Genomic DNA, 18,275 nt, shown 5'->3' with positions numbered 1-18,275 from the left:
GGGAAACTCGCGCTCTCCCGATGTCTTTCCTGCGAGATCGAGGTGTATTGCATGTTGAGGACCAGAGGCGCGCTCGTGGCCCTTGTTTTGGCCGCGGCATTGCCCGGCTGCAAGATTATCAAGACGCCGACGCCCGAGGAGAAAGCCGCGGCGGCAGCAAAGAGTGCCTTCGATCCCGCGGCAAAGGTCGATGCCATCTGGCAATCTCAGGTGCTGCCGAGCATGGAGAAGCGCGCGGGCGACATCAAGACGGTGTTGCAGGCCATAGCCGCTAATCCAGACGATGCCGGCGCGAAATACGGAAATCCGCGAAAGCAGGCTTCATCACCCTGGACCTATGCCGTCAAATTGAGCGGCAAGATCGTCGCTGCCGATACCGCCTCCCGTGCGGGCACCCTCGACGTCGATGTGGATGGCGACGGCGAGGCGGATGCGAAGGTGCAGATCGGTCCGGCCATCCGAGGCACGGCGCTGCGCGACGCGCTGGATTTCCTGGACTTCAACGAATTCAGGAACCAGATCGAATGGGCTCAATTCGGCAAGGCCTTCAATGAGAAGGCAAACTCATCTTTTCTGGCAGCACTGCCTCGCAACGAGCTGATTGGAAAGACGATCACGGTGACCGGCGCGTTTCCACTGCCCCCATCCGGCCAGCTTCCCCTGATCACCCCTTCAGCCCTGACATTGGGGCAATGACCATGAGCGAAACGCCGAGCAACGACATCATCCTGCGCCTAGAGGACGTTTCCAAGGTCTATTCCGGCATCGTCGCCGTCAGGCACGCTAACCTCGAGCTGCACCGCGGCGCGGTCAATGTGCTTGTCGGCGAAAACGGCGCCGGAAAATCTACCTTGATGAAGATCATCGCCGGGGTCGAACGGCCGACCTTGGGCCGCATCCTGCTCGAAGGCGAGGAAGTCTCCTTCAGCAGCCCGGCCGACGCGCAGGCGCGCGGCATCGGCATGATCTTCCAGGAGCTCAATCTCTTTGCCAACATGACGGTGGCCGAAAACATCTTTACCACGCGTGAAATCACCCGCGGCATCTTCGGTATCGACCACAAGGCGCAGATCGCCAGGGCCAACGCGTTTCTGGATCGGCTCGATGCCGGCATAGGCGCCGAAACCATGGTGGAGGACCTTCCGATCGGGCAGCAGCAGCTCGTCGAGATCGCCAAGGCCATCTCGCTCGATGCCCGCATTCTGATCATGGATGAGCCGACATCGGCGCTATCTGCCGCGGAAGTCGATATTCTGTTCAAGGTCATTGCGGAGCTGAAGGCTCAAGGCGTCGCGATCGTCTACATCTCGCACCGGCTGGAAGAACTGATGCGCATCGGCGACTACATCACCGTGCTGCGTGACGGGCAGATCACCGGTCAGGCCATGGTTCGCGATATCGATACGAAATGGATCGTCCGCTCGATGATCGGATCGGACGCCAAGGACTTCGCCAGGGACGGAGGCCATGCGATCGGCAAGGAAGCCTTCCGTGCCGAGGAGATCAGCCTGCCGCGACGCACCGGCGGCCTTGCCGTCGATCATGTCTCGCTGTCGGTGCGCGCCGGCGAAATCCTCGGCATCTACGGCCTGATGGGTGCCGGGCGCAGCGAATTCTTCGAATGCGTGATGGGCCGGCATATGCATTCGACCGGGCGGATCTACATCGATGGGGTCGAGGTTCGCGCACGCGACACCACCAGGCGCATCCGGCACGGTCTGGCGCTGATCCCCGAGGATCGGCAGCGCGAAGGGCTGGTGCAGGTCCTGTCCATCGCCAGCAATTTGACGCTTGCGAGCCTCGGCCGCTTCGCCCGGCTGTTTTTCCATATCGATCCGGGTGCCGAAAAGACTGCCATCCGCGACATGATCCGCGATCTCTCGATCAAGGCGCCCAATCCGGATTTCGAGGTAACCTCCATGTCCGGCGGCAACCAGCAGAAGGTCGTCATCGGCAAGGCGCTGATGACCGACCCGAAGGTGCTTTTGATGGACGAGCCGAGCCGCGGCATCGATGTCGGCGCCAAGGCCGACGTCTTCCGCACCATGCGCAGGCTCGCCGGCAAGGGTCTCGCAATCTTGTTTTCAACCTCCGACCTTGAAGAGGTCATGGCACTTTCGGACCGCATCGCAGTGCTCAGCAACGGCAAGCTCGTGACCGTTCTCGACCGAAGCGAAGCGACGGAAGAGGCCATCATCGCGGCATCCGCCAAGGGACACGGACATACAGGGAAACTCGCGTCATGACCGCAGATACGTCTTCCAGCCTTGCGGCCGATCGCTCGAACGGCTCCGTTCTCCTGACGCTGATGAAGCTCAGGACCTTCATCGCGCTATTTGCCGTCGTCATCTTCTTTGCGATCTTCGCACCGAACTTCACCTCGACCGCCAACATCATCCTGATGTCCAAGCACGTCGCACTCAACGCCTTTCTCGCCATGGGCATGACCTTCGTGATCGTCACCGGCGGGATCGATCTATCGGTCGGCTCGATCGTCGGCCTTTGCGGCATGGTGGCAGGCGCCCTCATCCTGAATGGCGTCGAACTGCCGATCGGCTATACCGTCTACTTCAACATCTACGAGATCATCCTCATCACACTGGCCGTCGGCCTGGGGATTGGGCTGATCAACGGCCTGCTCATCACCAAGCTCAACGTCGCGCCCTTCATCGCCACGCTCGGAACGCTCTATATCGCCCGCGGCCTCGCACTCTTGTCGTCCGACGGGCAGACCTTCCCGAACCTGGTGGGCCGGCCGGAATACGATACCACGGGCTTCGACGTCTTCGGCGCTGGCCGTATGCTCGGCCTTCCCGTCTCCATCTGGATCCTGATCGTGTTGGCGCTACTCGCCGCCTACGTCGCCCGCTCGACGCCGATTGGCCGGCACATCTTCGCCGTCGGCGGAAACGAGCGCGCCGCGCGCATGTCCGGCATCCGCGTCGATGTGGTCAAGATCTTCGTCTATATGTTCTCGGGGCTCTGCGCGGCCATCGTCGGTATCGTCATTTCGTCGGAACTGATGGCGGCGCATCCGGCGACCGGCGAAAGCTTCGAGCTGAACGCGATCGCGGCAGCGGTGCTCGGCGGCACCTCCATGTCGGGCGGCCGCGGCACCATAGGCGGCACGATCATCGGCGCCTTCGTCATCGGCATCCTTTCTGACGGCCTCGTGATGATGGGCGTCTCATCCTTCTGGCAGATGGTGATCAAGGGATTTGTCATCATCATCGCTGTTGTCGTGGATCAGGCGCAACGGCGTCTCCAGCAGCGCGTAACTCTCATGCAAATGGCAAAGGCAGGCTGAAATGGCAGAACTCAAGGGCGCATTGATCGGTTGCGGCTTTTTCGCGATCAATCAGATGCACGCGTGGCAAGACGTCGAAGGCGCCAGCATCGTCGCGATCTGCGACCGCGACCCGGAGCGGCTGAAACTCGTCGGCGACCAGTTCCGCATCGAACGCCGCTACACGGACGCGGCCGCCATGTTCGCCGATGGGGGCTTCGATTTCGTCGACATCGCAACGACGGTGCAAAGCCATCGCGCCCTAGTGGAGATGTCCGCCTCTTACAAGATCCCTGCAATCTGCCAAAAGCCCTTCGCAAAGACGTTGAGTGATGCCAAAGCCATGGTCGCGGCCTGCGCTGCGGCCGGCGTGCCGCTTATGGTGCATGAGAACTTCCGCTGGCAGACGCCCATTCAGGCCGTCAAGCATGCCCTCCAGTCCGGTGCGATCGGCGAACCCTTCTGGGGGCGTTTCTCCTTCCGCTCCGGCTACGACGTGTTTTCGGGCCAACCTTATCTCGCCGAAGGCGAACGGTTCATCATCGAGGATCTCGGCATCCATACGCTCGACATCGCCCGCTTCATCCTCGGCGACGTTTCTTCACTGACGGCCCGCACCAAGCGGGTCAATCCGAAGATCAAGGGTGAGGATGTCGCAACCATCCTGCTCGACCATGAGAACGGCGCGACGTCGCTCGTCGATGTCAGCTATGCCTCCAAGCTTGCGACCGAGCCCTTCCCGGAGACGCTGATCGAACTCGACGGCACGCGAGGCACCATTCGCCTCTCGCAAGGCTATTGCCTCGAGGTCAACGGCCCCGATGGCGTGAGCATCACGGATGCGTCGCCGCGGCTTCTGCCTTGGGCTTCGCGCCCTTGGCACAACATCCAGGAGAGCGTGCTCGCAATTCAGCAGCATTGGACCGATCGCCTTGCCGACGGAGGCGAAACCTCGACGTCGGGCGCTGACAATCTCAAGACCCTGGCGCTGGTCGAAGCCGCCTATGAGAGCGCCGCCAACGGGAAATCCGTCGATATCGGAGCGATGCTGCGATGAAGAGCGAGATCGATCTGTTCCAGCTTTACGGCACGCGCGAGCTCGAAACGCCGCCGGTCCGACTGACAGCGGGCAGGCTTGACGTCGACTTCAAGGACGGCAATCTCCGGGCTATCCGCTATGATGGCGTCGAGGTTCTGCGGGCCGTTTCCTATCTGATCCGCGATCGCGATTGGGGCACCTATGCACCTGATATCGACGATCTGCGGATCAATCAGCATCAGGATGGCTTTTTCGTCAGCTATGTTGCGCGTTGTGCCGGCCCTGAAAATACCGAACTTGTGATCGACGTGCGGATAGCAGCTGAAGCCGATGAAGCCCTGACCTTCGAAGCAATAGCGCTCTCGATGACCGGCTTCGAAACCAACCGCTGCGGCTTCTGCATCCTGCACCCGATCGTGGGGCACGCCGGCACGCCGGTATCGGTCGAGCATGTCGACGGCAGCAGAGAAAACACGCATTTTCCCGATCTTATCGAACCCTGGCAGCCCTTCAAGGATATGCGGGCGATTACGCATGGCGTGATGGCGAACGTAACAGCCGAATGCCGGATGGAAGGCGACACCTTCGAGATGGAAGATCAGCGCAACTGGTCCGATGCTTCCTACAAGACCTATGTTCGCCCGCTTGCACTGCCCTGGCCCTATCGAATTCCAGCCGGCGAGCCGATGCGGCAGCGTATCGTTCTGACCATCGGGAATAAGCGGCGTTCGCCACCCTCTTTTTCCCATACTTCGGATGCAGCGATCACCCTAAGCCCGGGAACAAAATCCGGTGCCATGCCGTCCATCGGTCTTGTCGTTACACCCGAGGAAGCGGACGCAACTCGGGCTGCGCGCAACCGGCTGGCTGAAATCGGACCGCAAGAACTGTTGTTTCACTTCGATCCGAATGCCGGCCATGGCGCTGATGCCTTCAAACGCTTCGCAGCCGTCACCGCACTCCATGCCGGCAAGTCGACGCTGGAAATCGCATTGCCCTGCCGCCAGGCACCGCTTGTCGAAGCACAGCAAATAGCAGACTGGATGCGGGCAGCCGGCTTCAAACCCGATGCCATCATGGTCTCTCCTTCGGTCGACCGGCAATCGACGCCGCCGGGCAGCAAATGGCCCGAGTGCCCTCCTCTTGAGGAAGTCTATGCCGCCGCGCACGCCGCCTTTCCCGATGTGCGTATCGGCGGCGGCATGCTGAGCTATTTCACCGAGCTCAATCGCAAACGTGGGCCAGCCGACACTCTCGATTTCATTACGCATTGCACCAATCCCATCGTGCATGCGGCTGACGATCTGAGCGTCATGCAGACGCTGGAAGCGCTGCCATTCATCACGCGTTCCGTACGCGCCATTTACGGCGACAAATCCTATCGCATCGGCCCATCGACCATACCGATGCGGCAGAACCCCTATGGCAGCAGGACAATGGACAATCCCCGCGGCGGCCGTATCGCAATGGCCAACACCGATCCGCGGCACAATGCCCGTTTTGGAGAAGCCTTTGCGCTGGGTTACGCTGCCCGTGTCCTCGATGCCGGACTGGAATGCCTGACGCTTTCGGCACTGACAGGATCTTTCGGCCTGATCGCTGGAGAGAACGAGCCATCGGCGGCAGGCACTAAACGACCGCTGTTCAATACGGTCGCGGCGCTATCCCGCCTCGCCGGCCAGCCATGGCACGAGTGCCTGTCGTCCGATCCGAGCGCGGTACTCAGCTTCATCACGGTACGATCCGGCGGATCGCGGTCGCTCCATCTGGTCAATATCACACCCATTCCGCAACGGGTGGAGCTGGAGACATTCCAGCTGAAGGAACAGACTGAAAGCAAGAGGCTCTTGCTTGATGCCTATAGCACAGTTTCGGCAGCCTTGATGGATTGACCTTCAATCGGAGACGCGCATGTTAGTCCCAACGATCGCAATGATTTGGAGGACTGCGTGAAGACGAAGAAGCTGATCAACGAAGGCGCGGCCGCCGTGGATGAAATGCTGGCCGGGATACTCGCAGCCCATCCGCGCCATCTCCGCGCCGTTGAAGGATCGCCGCGCTCGATCGTGGCGAACCATGGTCCGCGAGATGGTAAGGTCGGCCTGGTCATCGGCGGCGGCTCCGGACACGAGCCGACATTTCTCGGCTTCGTCGGCAAGGGACTGGCCGATGCCGCCGCCATCGGCAATGTCTTCGCCTCGCCGCCGCCCGATCCTATCATCGAATGTGCCAGGGCTGTCGATGGCGGCGCCGGCGTGCTGTTCATGTATGGCAATTACGCAGGCGACGTCATGAATTTCGACATGGCGACGGAAATGCTTGCCATGGACGATATCGAGGCGCGTACCGTGCTGACGACGGATGACATCGCGTCTGCACCGGTCGATCAGAAGGAGCGCCGTCGCGGGGTTGCCGGCAACGTCTTCATCTTCAAGGCTGCGGGTGCCGCATGCGACCTGATGTACGGTTTCGACGATGTCGAACGGGTGGCACGCTGGGCGAATGAGCGCACCTATACGATGGGCGTCGCACTCTCGCCCTGCTCTCTGCCGCAGACGCGCAAACCGAATTTCGAGATCGGCGCCGACGAGATGGAGATCGGCATGGGCATCCATGGCGAGCCCGGCGTCGCACGCGGGCCGATGCGGTCTGCGGACGAGGTGACGAGCGAACTCGTCGGCAAGATTCTCGATGAGATGAAGCCGGCACGCGGTGACCGGGTTGCCGTGCTCGTCAACTCCTTGGGCTCCACACCGCTGATGGAACTCTACATCATGATGCGCAAGGTCAAGGCCATGCTCGACGATGCAGGCGTCGTCATTCACTTGTCGCTGGTCGGCAATTACTGCACGTCGCTGGAAATGGCTGGAGCCTCCATCACCCTCATCCATCTCGATGACGAATTGCAGCGACTGATCGATCACCCCTGTGATTGCGCCATGTTCCGCTCCGGCGAGGTTTTGTAATGACAACGGTTACAACGGAGGATCTGAAATCGCTTTTCGTGCGGATCGCCGAAGCGATGGCCCGCGAGAGGGATCGTCTCTGCGAACTGGACGGCGTGATCGGCGACGCTGACCACGGCATCGCCATGGAGCTCGGCTTTACCGCCGCCGCCAAGGCGGTTTCGGAGCTGGATTCATCGACATCCGAGCCGACGCTGGTCTTCAACACGGCGGCGAAGTCCTTCCTCAACGCCGTGGGTGCCTCGTCCGGACCGCTCTATGCGACCGCCCTGATGCGCGCAGGCGCGGTCGCCAAGGGAAAGTCGTCATTGAGCGACGACGATATGGTCGAGATATTTTCTGCCTTTGCCAAGGGCATTCAGGATCGGGGCAAGGCAGAGGTCGGCGAAAAGACCATGGTGGATGCCTGGGCACCCGCCGCCACCGCCTGCCGCGCGGCCAGGGATCGAGGGCTTTTGCTTGCCGACTGCTTGGCCGCCGCCCTTGAAACCGGCGAAGCGGGCGCGGAAGGAACCAAAAATATGATCGCGGCAAAGGGCCGCTCGTCGCGCCTCGGCGATCGGGCCTTGGGACACATCGATCCCGGCGCGGCTTCGGCCGTGGTCGTCATCGCCTGCTTCCGCGACCACTTCATGTGATACCGCTGATAAGCTCATCATACCAGTTGACATGTTGACAACGATTTGTCAAAACCGCCCTCAGCTTTGCTCAGAGGAGGACGGGAAATGGCTGGCAACTTCAAATATGCGCGTTGGTTCGGCGCTGCTGCGATAGCGGCGGCGGCTTTCTCGGCAACCAATGTCGCCGCGGAAGACTTGACGCTGTGGACATTGAACTTCGACAACGGCGCGGCGAATGGCGCGCTGAAGAAGGTGGCGAAGGATTTCGAAGCCGCCAACCCCGGCACCCACATCGAAATCGTCCAGCGCGGCGTCGATGAGCACAAGACCGCGCTTCGTGTTGCAGCGGGTTCCAGCAAGGGCCCGGATATCTATTTCAGCTGGGCCGGTCTTGGCCTCGGCGGCGAATATGTGAAGGCGGGCCTCTCGCTGCCGCTCGACAAATACTACACCCAGTACAAGTGGAACGACGAGCTGCTCCCGTCGGCCGCCGCTTTTGCGGATCTCTATCCGGGCGGCAAGCATGGCGTTCCCTTCACCTTCAAGGGCGAAGCGATCTACTACAACAAGAAGCTTTTCCAGAAAGCCGGCATCACAGGGGAACCAAAGACCTACGAGGAGCTGCTGGCCGCAGCCGATAAGCTCAAGGCCGCAGGCATCCCGGCCTTCACCTTCGGCGGCTCGGTCAACTGGCACGTCATGCGCCTGATGGATGTGCTGCTCGAAACCAAGTGCGGCGCCGACAAGCACGACGCGCTGATGGCGATGAAGACCGACTGGACCAAGGAGCCCTGCGCGACCGACGCATTTACCGAATTTGCCAAGTGGACGAAGGATTACACGCTGAAGCCCTTCATGGGCATCAGCAACCAGCAGTCCTATACGCTGTTCGTCGCCGGCCGCGCCGCGATGATGCTCGAAGGCGACTGGCTGGTCAGCCAGCTGAGCGGCAGCAAGGTCAATCTCGACGATTACGGCGTCGTGCCGTTCCCGACGAACACCAACCGCCTCTATGGCTTTGCCGAGTACAATTACGTCAGCACCAAGAGCAAGAGCCCGGATCTTGCGGCAAAGTTCCTCGACTACTTCCTCTCGACGAAGGTGCAGCAGGATCTCGTCGGCCAGATCAGCTCGATCTCGGTCAACAAGAATGTCCAGTACACCGACCAAAAGCCGCTCGAGGCGAAGTGGCTGGAGATCTTCAAGACCTACAGCAAGGTCTACATGAATGGCGATCAGGCCTTCCCGCTCGACATCACCACCGAATACTTCCGGGTGATCAACGATGTCGCCTCCGGCAATATCCAGCCGGCCGATGCCGCCAAGCAGCTGCAGACCTTCATCGCCGGTCGCACCTGATCTTTCGAGGGAAGCCGTCACTCCGATTGCCAATCGCTACGGCGGCTTCCCTCACCTTCATGCCCATGCGTCAGCTGCCGCCGGGAGCAATCAGAAATGTCATTCCGCAATCGTACTCATGATTCTCGCGTCCAGGCAGTGATCCTGCTTGCGCCGGCCATGCTGATCTACGTGATTTTCGCGCTCTATCCGATGCTGAACGTTGTGGTGCTGAGCTTTCAGAAATGGAACGGCCTCGATCCGCAGCGCCCCTTCGTCGGCTTGGCGAACTATCAATATATCTTCACGCAGGATCCGGTCTTCTGGGTCGCTTTCCGCAACACCGTGATCTGGACGATCATGTGCGTGATCTTTCCGCCCATGGTCGGCCTCTTGCTCGCACTGAGCCTTAATCAGAAGCTTTTCGCCCGCAATACCTTCCGCGCCATCTTCTATCTGCCCGTCATCATCGCCCCGATCGCGGTCGCGACCATGTGGAAATGGATGTACGATCCCTTCTTCGGTCTCTTCACCGAAATCCTGACCACAATGGGTCTGCAGGACTGGATCCAGGACTGGCTCGGCGACAAGGATATCGCGCTCTATTCCGTCTTCGTTGCCTATCTCTGGCAATCCGTCGGCTTCTCCATGGTCCTGTTTCTCGCCGGCCTGCAAAATGTCTCGCAGACGCTGGTCGAAGCCGCCCGCATCGATGGCGCTGGGCGCTGGAACATCTTCCGCTACGTCACCCTGCCCGCGCTGCGCACGACGCTGACGATTGTACTTGTGCTCTCGGTGATCTCGTCGCTGAAGGCGTTCGACATCGTCTATGGCCTGACAGGCGGCGGGCCGGCGCAATCCACGCAGATGCTGGCGCTCTGGGCCTTTACGCAGGCCATGCAGATCTTCGATTTCGGCCGCGGTGCCGCGATCTCGGTCGTCCTGCTGCTCATCACCATCGTCGTCGTCATTCCCTACCTGCGCTGGACGCAGAAGCATGAGGAGGCCGAACAATGACGGCAGCATCGGCCACATCCATGTCGGACGACTTCGAAACGATTGCACCGGCAAAGCGCAAGCGCGATCCTGTCCTGATCGGCCTGTGGATCGCACTGCTGGTCGTCGCTGCGATCTGGCTCGCGCCTTTCGTCTTCATCGTCTTCACCTCGCTGAAAACGCAGGCTGATGTGACGTCGACCGGCGCCTTCATGCCGCCGCTCGATCCAGCCTTCGAGAATTATTCGAGCGCCTGGGGCCGCGGCAATTTCGCCAGCGCCTTCCTGAACAGCACCATCATTACCGTCATCAAGGTGCCGCTCGGGCTTATCCTCTCGGCAATGGCCGCCTATGCGCTCGCCAAGATCCGCCTGCGGTTCGGCAAGTTGCTGCTGCTCCTCGTCATCTTCGGCACCATGATCCCGTTCCAGGTGATGCTGGCGCCGCTGTTCACGCTGGTCAATTCGCTCGGCCTCATCGACACCTATCCCGGCGTGATCCTTCCCTATATCGCCTTCGGTGTGCCCTATCAGGTCTTCATTCTGCACGGCTTCTTCAAAGGCATTCCGAAGGAATTGTCGGAAGCCGCCCTGATCGACGGCGCCAGCCATTTCACCATCTTCCGCCGGATATTTCTGCCTGTCTGCCTGCCGGTGCTCGCGGCGCTGCTGATCCTGGATTTCGTCTCGACATGGAATGAATTCGCAATGGCGCTCGTGCTGCTGCAGGATCAGCACATGTGGACGCTGCCGCTCGGGCTCATGTCCTTCCAGGGCCAGTTTTCCAACGATTACGGGCAGTTGAACGCGGCGATCGTCATGACCGTGCTGCCGGCCACCATCGTTTATCTGATCTTCCAGCGCTACTTCGTCTCCGGCCTCACCTCCGGCGCGGTCAAGGGCTGAGCGGTCGGACCATCCATACATCTTCCGAGGAGAATATCATGTCCAACGCGTCCGTCGAAAAATGGGGAGTCTTCGAAGCGGCCTTCAACGGCCCTTCCGGTGGCAATCCCTATCTCGATGTGGCATTCGATGCCGTCTTCAGCCAGAACAGCCGTGAGGTACGCGTGCCCGGCTTCTATGATGGCGACGGCGTCTATCGCGTTCGCTTCATGCCGGACAATGAAGGCGATTGGTCGTTCCGCACGCGCTCGAAGACATCGGAACTGGATGACAAGACCGGCTCTTTCGTTGCGACCAAGCCATCCGAAGGCAATCACGGCCCCGTGCACGTCCGCAACAAATTCCATTTCGCCTATGCCGACGGCAAGCCTTTCCTCTCCTTCGGCACGACCTGCTATGCCTGGACGCACCAGCCGCTCGAGATGCAGGCCCAGACGCTCGATACACTGAAGAAAGCGCGTTTCAACAAGATCCGCATGGGCGTTTTTCCGAAGGATTACCCCTATAACGTCAACGAACCGCTCTATGCCTGCTTTGAAAAAGGTGCGGACGGCAGGCAAGATTTCGACCGGCCGAACCCCGTCCTCTTCCGCCATTTCGAGAGCCAGGTCGCAGCCCTCTGCGATCTCGGCATCGAGGCCGATATCATCATGTTCCACCCCTACGACCGTTGGGGCTATGCCGACATGACGGCCGAGCAGGATTTCCGCTATGTCGCCTATCTCGCGGCGCGGCTTGCCGCTTATCGCAATGTCTGGTGGGCGCTTGCCAACGAGTACGACTTCCTTCTCGACACCAAGCCGCTGCAGCAGTGGGACCGCTATTTTCACATTCTCGAAGAGAACGATCCCTATGGCCATCTGAAGTCGATCCACAACGGCGAGCCGACGATGAACTTCGATCATCGCAAGCCGTGGGTCACCCATACCTGCATTCAGAACTGGGACGTGAAGCGCACGCAGGAATGGCGCGAGGCCTATGGCAAGCCTGTCGTCAACGACGAGCCGGAATATGAGGGCAACATCATCCAGTCCTGGGGCAATCTGACAGCACAGGAGCTGGTGCATCGTTTCTGGATCACAGTGACACGCGGCGGCTATGCCGGCCATGGTGAAACCTATTCGCATCCGGAGGATCTGATCTGGTGGGCCAAGGGCGGCGAGCTGCGCGGCGAGGCCTGGAAGCGCATCGGCTTCCTGCGCGATCTTCTGGAGCAGGATGTGGTCAACGGCCTAGAACCCATGTCCTCGTATGGCGAATGGCCGTGGACCCGCGTTTCCGGCGCGCATGATGGTGATGTCAGTTACATCTATCTCGGCGAACACCAACCCACTGTCTGGTCCACTGGGCTGCCCAAGGATGGAACCGACTATGATGTCGACATTATCGACACATGGGAGATGACGATCACGCCGGCGAAAAAGGTGGAAGCACCGATTCCGCATCCGACGCGCCACGGCGCGATCGTGCGCGGCGGCAAGGCGGATGCCGCCTTCGGCGTGGAGCTGCCGGGCAGGCCATACCAGGCGCTCCGCATCCGCAAGAAGCACTGATCGATCTTCAGGGAAAGAATGTCATGTCCGGATTGACCATTAAGAACGTCAGGAAGTCCTACGGCGCGGTAAACATCATCCATGGTGTGGATGTCGAAATCTCGGACGGCGAATTCGTCATTCTCGTTGGCCCTTCGGGCTGCGGCAAGTCCACATTGCTGCGCATGATCGCCGGGCTGGAAGACATCACCGGCGGTGAGATCTCGATCGCCGGACGGGTTGTCAACGACCTGCCGCCGAAGGATCGCGACATCGCCATGGTATTCCAGAACTATGCGCTCTATCCGCAGATGACGGTGGCGCAAAACATGGGCTTTGCGCTGCAACTTGCCGGCGCGAAGCGTGCGGAGATCGACCGGAAAGTCGGCGACGCGGCCAAGATACTGGGGTTGCAGCCATTGCTGGATCGCAAGCCCGCCCAGCTTTCCGGCGGCCAGCGCCAGCGCGTCGCCATGGGCCGGGCCATCGTGCGCGATCCGAAAGTCTTCCTGTTCGATGAACCGCTCTCCAACCTCGACGCCAAGCTGCGCGTGAAGATGCGCGCGGAAATCAAGGCGCTGCACCAGCGCTTGAAGACGACGATCGTCTACGTGACGCACGATCAGATCGAAGCCATGACCATGGCCGACAAGATCGTCGTTCTGCAGGGCGGAAAGGTCGAGCAGGTCGGTTCGCCGCTGGAACTCTACGATCGGCCCCAAAATGTCTTCGTGGCCGGTTTCCTCGGTTCGCCGGCCATGAATTTCCTCGAAGGCAAGGTCACCGGCGGCGCGTCACCGGCACTAGTGCTGTCGACCGGCACCCGCATCGAATTTGCCACTGCTCCGGCTCAGTCGGAGGACCAGGAGGTCGTCCTGGGAATACGTCCGGAAGACATTTCCTTCGCCTCGGAAGACGGGGTGGCGGCAACCGTGACCGTCGTCGAGCCGACTGGTTCGGAAACGCATGTCGCGCTTGACCTGGAAGGCAAGGAACTGACGTGGGTCATGCGGGAGCGCGCCGAACTCGCACCGGGGCAGACGATTCGGATCTCGCTCAAGACCCCGAACCTCCACTTCTTCGACAAGGCCAGCCAGCAACGGCTGGGATAACAGAAGCGCCGGTTGGCTCGGATCACTCAGCCGCGCGCTTTTGACCGCCGTTCATGACCAGGAAAACCCGTTTGACGAAGGCGTCGCCATCAAACTGCCGGGCGGCACCTTCGGTCGTATGCTCGGGGCGATCGAATATGAAGGCTTCGATATTGACAACGGGCAGGTTGAAGCGATTGCGGACCTGGCCGATCATCGCGGTATGCGTGACCACAAGCTGGCAACCATTCGGCTCGAACCACTCCTGAAGCCCGGTCGTGGGGATAATCAGCACCGTCAATCCCTGTTGCGACAGAACCGTGCCGATGCGGGACGCCACCTGCTGATTGTCGAGACAGATCAGCACATCGGTTTGTGAAGGGGACGGCGCCTGGTTAGCCTGCATCAAGTGACCTCTCGTTCGAATACGAGCGGAATATACCGATTCGGGCGTGACGTGGTGTTATGAGTTGTTACATTTTGTTGCAGATCGAAGGCGCATTCGATGGCGTGCCAAGACAGGAGCACCCTCATGTATAACACCAGAAAAATCTATTAAGTTATTCCATTTACGTTATATTTATACGCTGCCGAGGATTTCGGCTGGTCGCTTATAGCCATAGCTCGCTAGACCGGCGCCCGACGGCGGCGGCTATGCCTGAGGTCGATGGCCGTATGCCAGACGATCGTCGCGAAGATGATCGCTCCGCCGACAAAAGTGGCAACCGGCGGCATCTCCGAGAAGAAGAGCCAGACCCAGAAGGGCGTCAGCACGATCTCCATCGAGCTGATGAGTGCAGCGTCGGCAGCCGGCATCTTTCTTGATCCGAACAGGAAAAGGACGAAAGCCAGCGCAAAATTCGTCGCCCCGAATGCGGCGAGCAGAAGCCAGTTGTGAACGTCCACCGAGCTCGTCGAGGCAAAGGGCACGAAGACCACGAAGGTCAGAAGCCCGCTGACGACGCTCGATGGCAGGATCGGGATGCCGGGATCCATGCGAGGGATGACGATGATAAGGGCAAAGGTGACCGTCATGCCGAGCGCCAGCAGATCGCCAGCGCCGGTACCGCCGCCAATCGAAGATGCGACAATGACCGCAACGCCGACAAGGCAGATGCCGCCGGCCACCAATGTCCGCTTCGCGACCTGCTCCTTCAGCATGATCCAGCTGAGAAACGCGGCGATGAACGGGGCGGTCGCATAGATCATCGTCACGTTTGCGACCGTGGTCGTATAAAGTGCGCCGATGAAACACGCCTGGCTGATGGTCTGGCAAGCCAGCATCGCCAGCCCGGCGGGATGAAAGATCGATGCCCATTGCCGCCTGGAGAACCCACCTTCGAGGAAAAAGCTGGGAATCAGCAGAAACAGACCACCGAACAGCGAACGCCAGGAGATCGCCGTCCATATGTCCGTGGTCAGGAGACGTGCGTAGATGCCGCTGCAGCTCCACGCAAGCATTGCTGTCGCCACGAGTAGCACGCCCCTCTCATAATCGCTGGCAAAAGCGGAGCGGGTCGGAAGCTGGAATGTCATGTATGGACTCAGGGAATGAGCAGAAGGAACCTGCCCTGTGTGCACCGATATTTGACATCAGGCAAACGAATAGTAGAGATAGTGGCTATCAGAAATATTTGTGACCTGCCATGCGCGAACCTATCGAAAGCGATCTGCTGCGGACCTTTCTCGTCGTCACCGAGACAACTAATTTTTCTATCGCGGCGCAGCGGATCGGCCGCACCCAATCGGCTGTCAGCGCGCAGATCAAGCGGCTCGAGGATACGATCGGCGAAACGCTCTTCGAAAGAAGCGCTCGCGGAGCGGTGCTGACCCGCGCCGGCACTCAGTTGCTTCCCTACGCGCAGCGGGTGATCGAGCTCCTGAACGAGGCTGCGGCAAATATCCGCACGAAGCCCCTGGACGGCCCAGTCCGGATCGGCATTCCGGAGGAATACAGCCAGACCATTCTTCCCGCCGCCTTGGCCGCTTTCGCTATCAGGCATCCGGCCGTCGAAGTCACTGTCTCCTGCGATTACACGGTGCACAACCTGGCCGCGCTGGAAAAAGATGAGCTGGACCTGGCCGTCGTCTTCGACTGGAACAACCAGAGCAAAGGCGAAGTTCTCTGTATCGACCCAACGGTCTGGGTGACATCATTGGTCCATCGCGTGCATGAGGCGACACCGCTGCCCATCGCTGTTTATCGGGATTCGACATGGTGCCGCGATTTCGCCCTGAAATCATTGGAGCAAATCGGGCGGCGTTATCGTATCGCCTTCATTGCCGACACGAGTTCCGGCTTGAAGAATGCCGTCTCCGCCGGGCTTGCCGTGACGACGCTATCGCGCAGCAACATTCCGCATGGCTGCCGGGAGCTGACGAGCGATGACGGCTTTCCGCCGGTCGATTCTTCCCGTGTCGTGCTTCGCCGCAACCCCTATCATTCGAGCGAGGCAATCCGCGAACTGGCGGAAATGGTGCGCGAGGCGTTTCAGCCTATGTCGGCTCTGCTGCAGTTGTAGTGCGCCGGCGCAGCCTGCGGCGCGTCTCGGACGGACTTTCGGAAAAGCTGGCACGGTAACTGCGGGAGAATGCCGATGCCGAATTGAAGCCGGTTGCATCGGCAATCTCGGTAAAGGAGGCTTTCGTCTCGATGACCTTGCGCCGAGCCGCATTCAACCTCAACGCCAGGTAATGCACATGCGGCGGCGCACCGATACTCTCCTGGAAGAGCGCCTGCAGATGGCGGGCGCTGACGCCGACCCGACGGGCAAGACGTGTCAGCACCAGCGGCTGCTCGATATGATCCTCCATCAGGCGAATGGCTTGAGCAACGCGGGGATCGCGCATGCGCAGACCGGCCGTTGATGGTGAAAGCTCCGCGGCGCTTGGCGTGCTTGCCGGCTCGTAGATGAACAGGCGGCTGACTTCCAGCGCCAGCGAATAGCCCTGCCGCCGCCGGATGATCTCCAGCATGAGGTCGACCGTCGGCAACGAACCGGCAGTGGTGATCCGCTTACCATCGATCACGTAGCGATCCTTGACCGCGCGCACCTGCGGATAGGCCAGCGCAAAATCGTCGTAGTCCTCCCAGTGGACGGCGGCGGAGACATTATCCAACAAACTTGCTTCGGCCAGCAGCCAGGTGCCGGACTCGATGCCGGCAACCATCGACCTGTGACGCGCGGTTTGCGACAATTGCATTTTCAATGCCTGCGTCGCGTTGCGACGCCAATTGTAGCTGGCGAGCACGAAAAGCGGTGCGGTATCCGAGCTCGAACGAAAGCTGGAACAGGCGGGCACAGGAATAAGGCTCGTCGTCTCCGCGGGAGACCCATCCGGTGTGAAAAGGCGCCAGCGATAGAGCTCGGCTCCGGAAATGCGGTTGGCCCCGCGCAGAGGTTCGATCACCGAAGCGATCAGGATGAGGTTCGTCTCCGGAAGGATCAGGAGGTCGATGTCGAGTGTTTCGTTCGCCGCTGTCAGCATCACGCATTCCTCCAGTAGTTCCGAAACTGTATCGAATGCCTCCGATAATGCAAAGCATGAAGGCGTCTCATGGCTCGTAATGTCCTTAATACGAGGGAGAACAAAAATGCCTCTTGCAATGAATCGCGATGTCTTCATCACCTGTGCCGTCACCGGCGCCGGCGATACGGTTTCCAAATCCAGCCATGTTCCGATCACTCCCAAGCAGATCGCGGAATCCGCGATCGACGCCGCCAAGGCTGGGGCGGCAGTGGTTCACTGCCATGTCCGCGATCCGGAAACGGGCGCCGCCAGCCGCCGCAACGAGCTCTATAGGGAAGTGACCGACCGTATCCGTTCGGCAGACATCGATGTCGTACTGAACCTGACCGCCGGCATGGGCGGCGACTTGATTTTCGGCGATGTCGAGAGCCCCCTGCCCCTGAATGCCAAGGGCACCGATATGGCCGGCGCCACCGAGCGTGTCAGCCATGTCGCCGAATGCCTGCCTGAAATCTGCACGCTCGATTGCGGCACGATGAACTTCAATCTTGGCGACTACGTCATGACCAACACGCCCTCGATGCTGCGGGCCATGGCGAAGAAGATGACCGATCTCGGCGTGCGCCCCGAGATCGAGGCCTTCGATACCGGTCATCTCTGGTTCGCCAAGCAGCTTGCCGAGGAGGGCTTGATCGAGGATCCGGTTCTCATCCAGCTCTGCATGGGCATCCCCTGGGGGGCGCCCGATGACCTCAACACCTTTATGGCGATGGTCAATAACGTTCCCAAAAGCTGGACCTTCTCGGCCTTTTCCATCGGTCGCAACGCGATGGCCTACCCGGCGGCTGCGATCCTTGCCGGCGGCAATGTCCGCGTCGGGCTGGAGGACAATCTCTATGCCGGAAAGGGCATGCTCGCGACCAACGCGCAGCTCGTCGAAAAGGCGGTGCAGGTGGTGGAAGGCATGGGCGCGCGCATCATCGGCCCCGAAGATGTCCGCAAGAAGTTGAAACTGACGAAGCGCTGAGGCC

The 18,275-nt window shown here is 60.3% G+C and carries 17 protein-coding genes; 14 read left to right on the top strand and 3 right to left on the bottom strand.

Going from position 1 to position 18,275, the window contains the following annotated elements; genetic code table 11:
- Positions 1-51: 51 nt before the first annotated feature.
- The 12 genes from DQ393_RS28225 to DQ393_RS28170 all read left to right on the top strand — a co-directional run bounded on the left by DQ393_RS28225 (position 52) and on the right by DQ393_RS28170 (position 13,794).
- Entirely contained in the window at positions 52-696 is a 645-nt protein-coding gene (locus DQ393_RS28225) for a DUF2291 family protein (protein WP_112344973.1), read from the top strand.
- The gene (locus tag DQ393_RS28220; protein WP_112344972.1) at positions 693-2,246 is read left to right on the top strand and encodes a sugar ABC transporter ATP-binding protein; all 1,554 of its coding nucleotides are present in this window, start codon (positions 693-695) and stop codon (positions 2,244-2,246) included. The genes DQ393_RS28225 and DQ393_RS28220 overlap by 4 nt, the downstream gene beginning before the upstream one ends.
- A complete protein-coding gene (locus DQ393_RS28215) occupies positions 2,243-3,307 on the top strand; it encodes an ABC transporter permease (protein ID WP_112344971.1) in 1,065 nt (354 codons plus the stop codon). The genes DQ393_RS28220 and DQ393_RS28215 overlap by 4 nt, the downstream gene beginning before the upstream one ends.
- Position 3,308: 1 nt before the next feature.
- Positions 3,309-4,343, top strand: a complete 1,035-nt coding sequence (locus DQ393_RS28210; protein ID WP_112344970.1) for a Gfo/Idh/MocA family protein — start codon at positions 3,309-3,311, stop codon at positions 4,341-4,343.
- Positions 4,340-6,217 carry a D-apionate lactonase gene (gene apnL / locus DQ393_RS28205; protein ID WP_112344969.1) on the top strand — a complete coding sequence of 626 codons (1,878 nt, stop codon included), beginning with the start codon at positions 4,340-4,342 and terminating at the stop codon, positions 6,215-6,217. Before DQ393_RS28210 ends, apnL begins: the two co-directional genes overlap by 4 nt.
- Positions 6,218-6,274: 57 nt before the next feature.
- Positions 6,275-7,291, top strand: coding sequence for a dihydroxyacetone kinase subunit DhaK (locus DQ393_RS28200; RefSeq protein WP_112344968.1), 1,017 nt, complete (start codon positions 6,275-6,277; stop codon positions 7,289-7,291).
- On the top strand, positions 7,291-7,929 hold the full coding sequence (dhaL, locus tag DQ393_RS28195) for a dihydroxyacetone kinase subunit DhaL (RefSeq protein WP_112344967.1): 639 nt from the start codon (positions 7,291-7,293) through the stop codon (positions 7,927-7,929). Before DQ393_RS28200 ends, dhaL begins: the two co-directional genes overlap by 1 nt.
- An 87-nt stretch (positions 7,930-8,016) precedes the next feature.
- Complete coding sequence (locus DQ393_RS28190; protein ID WP_112344966.1) at positions 8,017-9,270, top strand: extracellular solute-binding protein; 1,254 nt, start codon at positions 8,017-8,019, stop codon at positions 9,268-9,270.
- 96 nt (positions 9,271-9,366) lie between these two features.
- Positions 9,367-10,266, top strand: a complete 900-nt coding sequence (locus DQ393_RS28185; protein ID WP_112344965.1) for a carbohydrate ABC transporter permease — start codon at positions 9,367-9,369, stop codon at positions 10,264-10,266.
- Positions 10,263-11,150: a carbohydrate ABC transporter permease gene (locus DQ393_RS28180; protein ID WP_112344964.1), complete on the top strand. Its 888-nt coding sequence runs from the start codon at positions 10,263-10,265 to the stop codon at positions 11,148-11,150. The genes DQ393_RS28185 and DQ393_RS28180 overlap by 4 nt, the downstream gene beginning before the upstream one ends.
- Before the next feature lie 38 nt (positions 11,151-11,188).
- Entirely contained in the window at positions 11,189-12,703 is a 1,515-nt protein-coding gene (locus DQ393_RS28175; protein ID WP_112344963.1) for a DUF5060 domain-containing protein, read from the top strand.
- Between the two features lie 23 nt (positions 12,704-12,726).
- Positions 12,727-13,794 (top strand): ABC transporter ATP-binding protein, encoded by a 1,068-nt coding sequence (locus DQ393_RS28170; protein ID WP_112344962.1) that lies wholly within the window; start codon positions 12,727-12,729, stop codon positions 13,792-13,794.
- 22 nt (positions 13,795-13,816) lie between these two features.
- Here the strand turns inward: DQ393_RS28170 and DQ393_RS28165 are convergent, their stop codons facing one another.
- The gene (locus tag DQ393_RS28165) at positions 13,817-14,179 is read right to left on the bottom strand and encodes a hypothetical protein (protein ID WP_112344961.1); all 363 of its coding nucleotides are present in this window, start codon (positions 14,177-14,179) and stop codon (positions 13,817-13,819) included.
- Positions 14,180-14,400: 221 nt separating this feature from the next.
- A complete protein-coding gene (locus DQ393_RS28160) occupies positions 14,401-15,309 on the bottom strand; it encodes a DMT family transporter (RefSeq protein WP_112344960.1) in 909 nt (302 codons plus the stop codon).
- A gap of 110 nt (positions 15,310-15,419) precedes the next feature.
- Here DQ393_RS28160 and DQ393_RS28155 point away from each other — a divergent pair, with 110 nt between their 5' ends.
- The gene (locus DQ393_RS28155) at positions 15,420-16,295 is read left to right on the top strand and encodes a LysR substrate-binding domain-containing protein (RefSeq protein ID WP_112344959.1); all 876 of its coding nucleotides are present in this window, start codon (positions 15,420-15,422) and stop codon (positions 16,293-16,295) included.
- Here DQ393_RS28155 and DQ393_RS28150 read toward each other — a convergent pair.
- Positions 16,270-17,262 (bottom strand): GlxA family transcriptional regulator, encoded by a 993-nt coding sequence (locus DQ393_RS28150; protein ID WP_112344958.1) that lies wholly within the window; start codon positions 17,260-17,262, stop codon positions 16,270-16,272. The two genes, DQ393_RS28155 and DQ393_RS28150, sit on opposite strands and share 26 nt — an antisense overlap.
- A gap of 106 nt (positions 17,263-17,368) precedes the next feature.
- Between DQ393_RS28150 and DQ393_RS28145 the strand changes: the two genes are divergently transcribed.
- On the top strand, positions 17,369-18,271 hold the full coding sequence (locus DQ393_RS28145) for a 3-keto-5-aminohexanoate cleavage protein (protein ID WP_112344957.1): 903 nt from the start codon (positions 17,369-17,371) through the stop codon (positions 18,269-18,271).
- Positions 18,272-18,275 lie beyond the last annotated feature (4 nt).

The organism is Martinezella tropici (genome assembly GCF_003287875.1).
Classification (GTDB): domain Bacteria; phylum Pseudomonadota; class Alphaproteobacteria; order Rhizobiales; family Rhizobiaceae; genus Rhizobium; species Rhizobium tropici_C.
The sequence above is the reverse complement of the archived record's forward strand: the minus strand, read 5'-3'. Positions and strand labels throughout refer to the sequence as shown.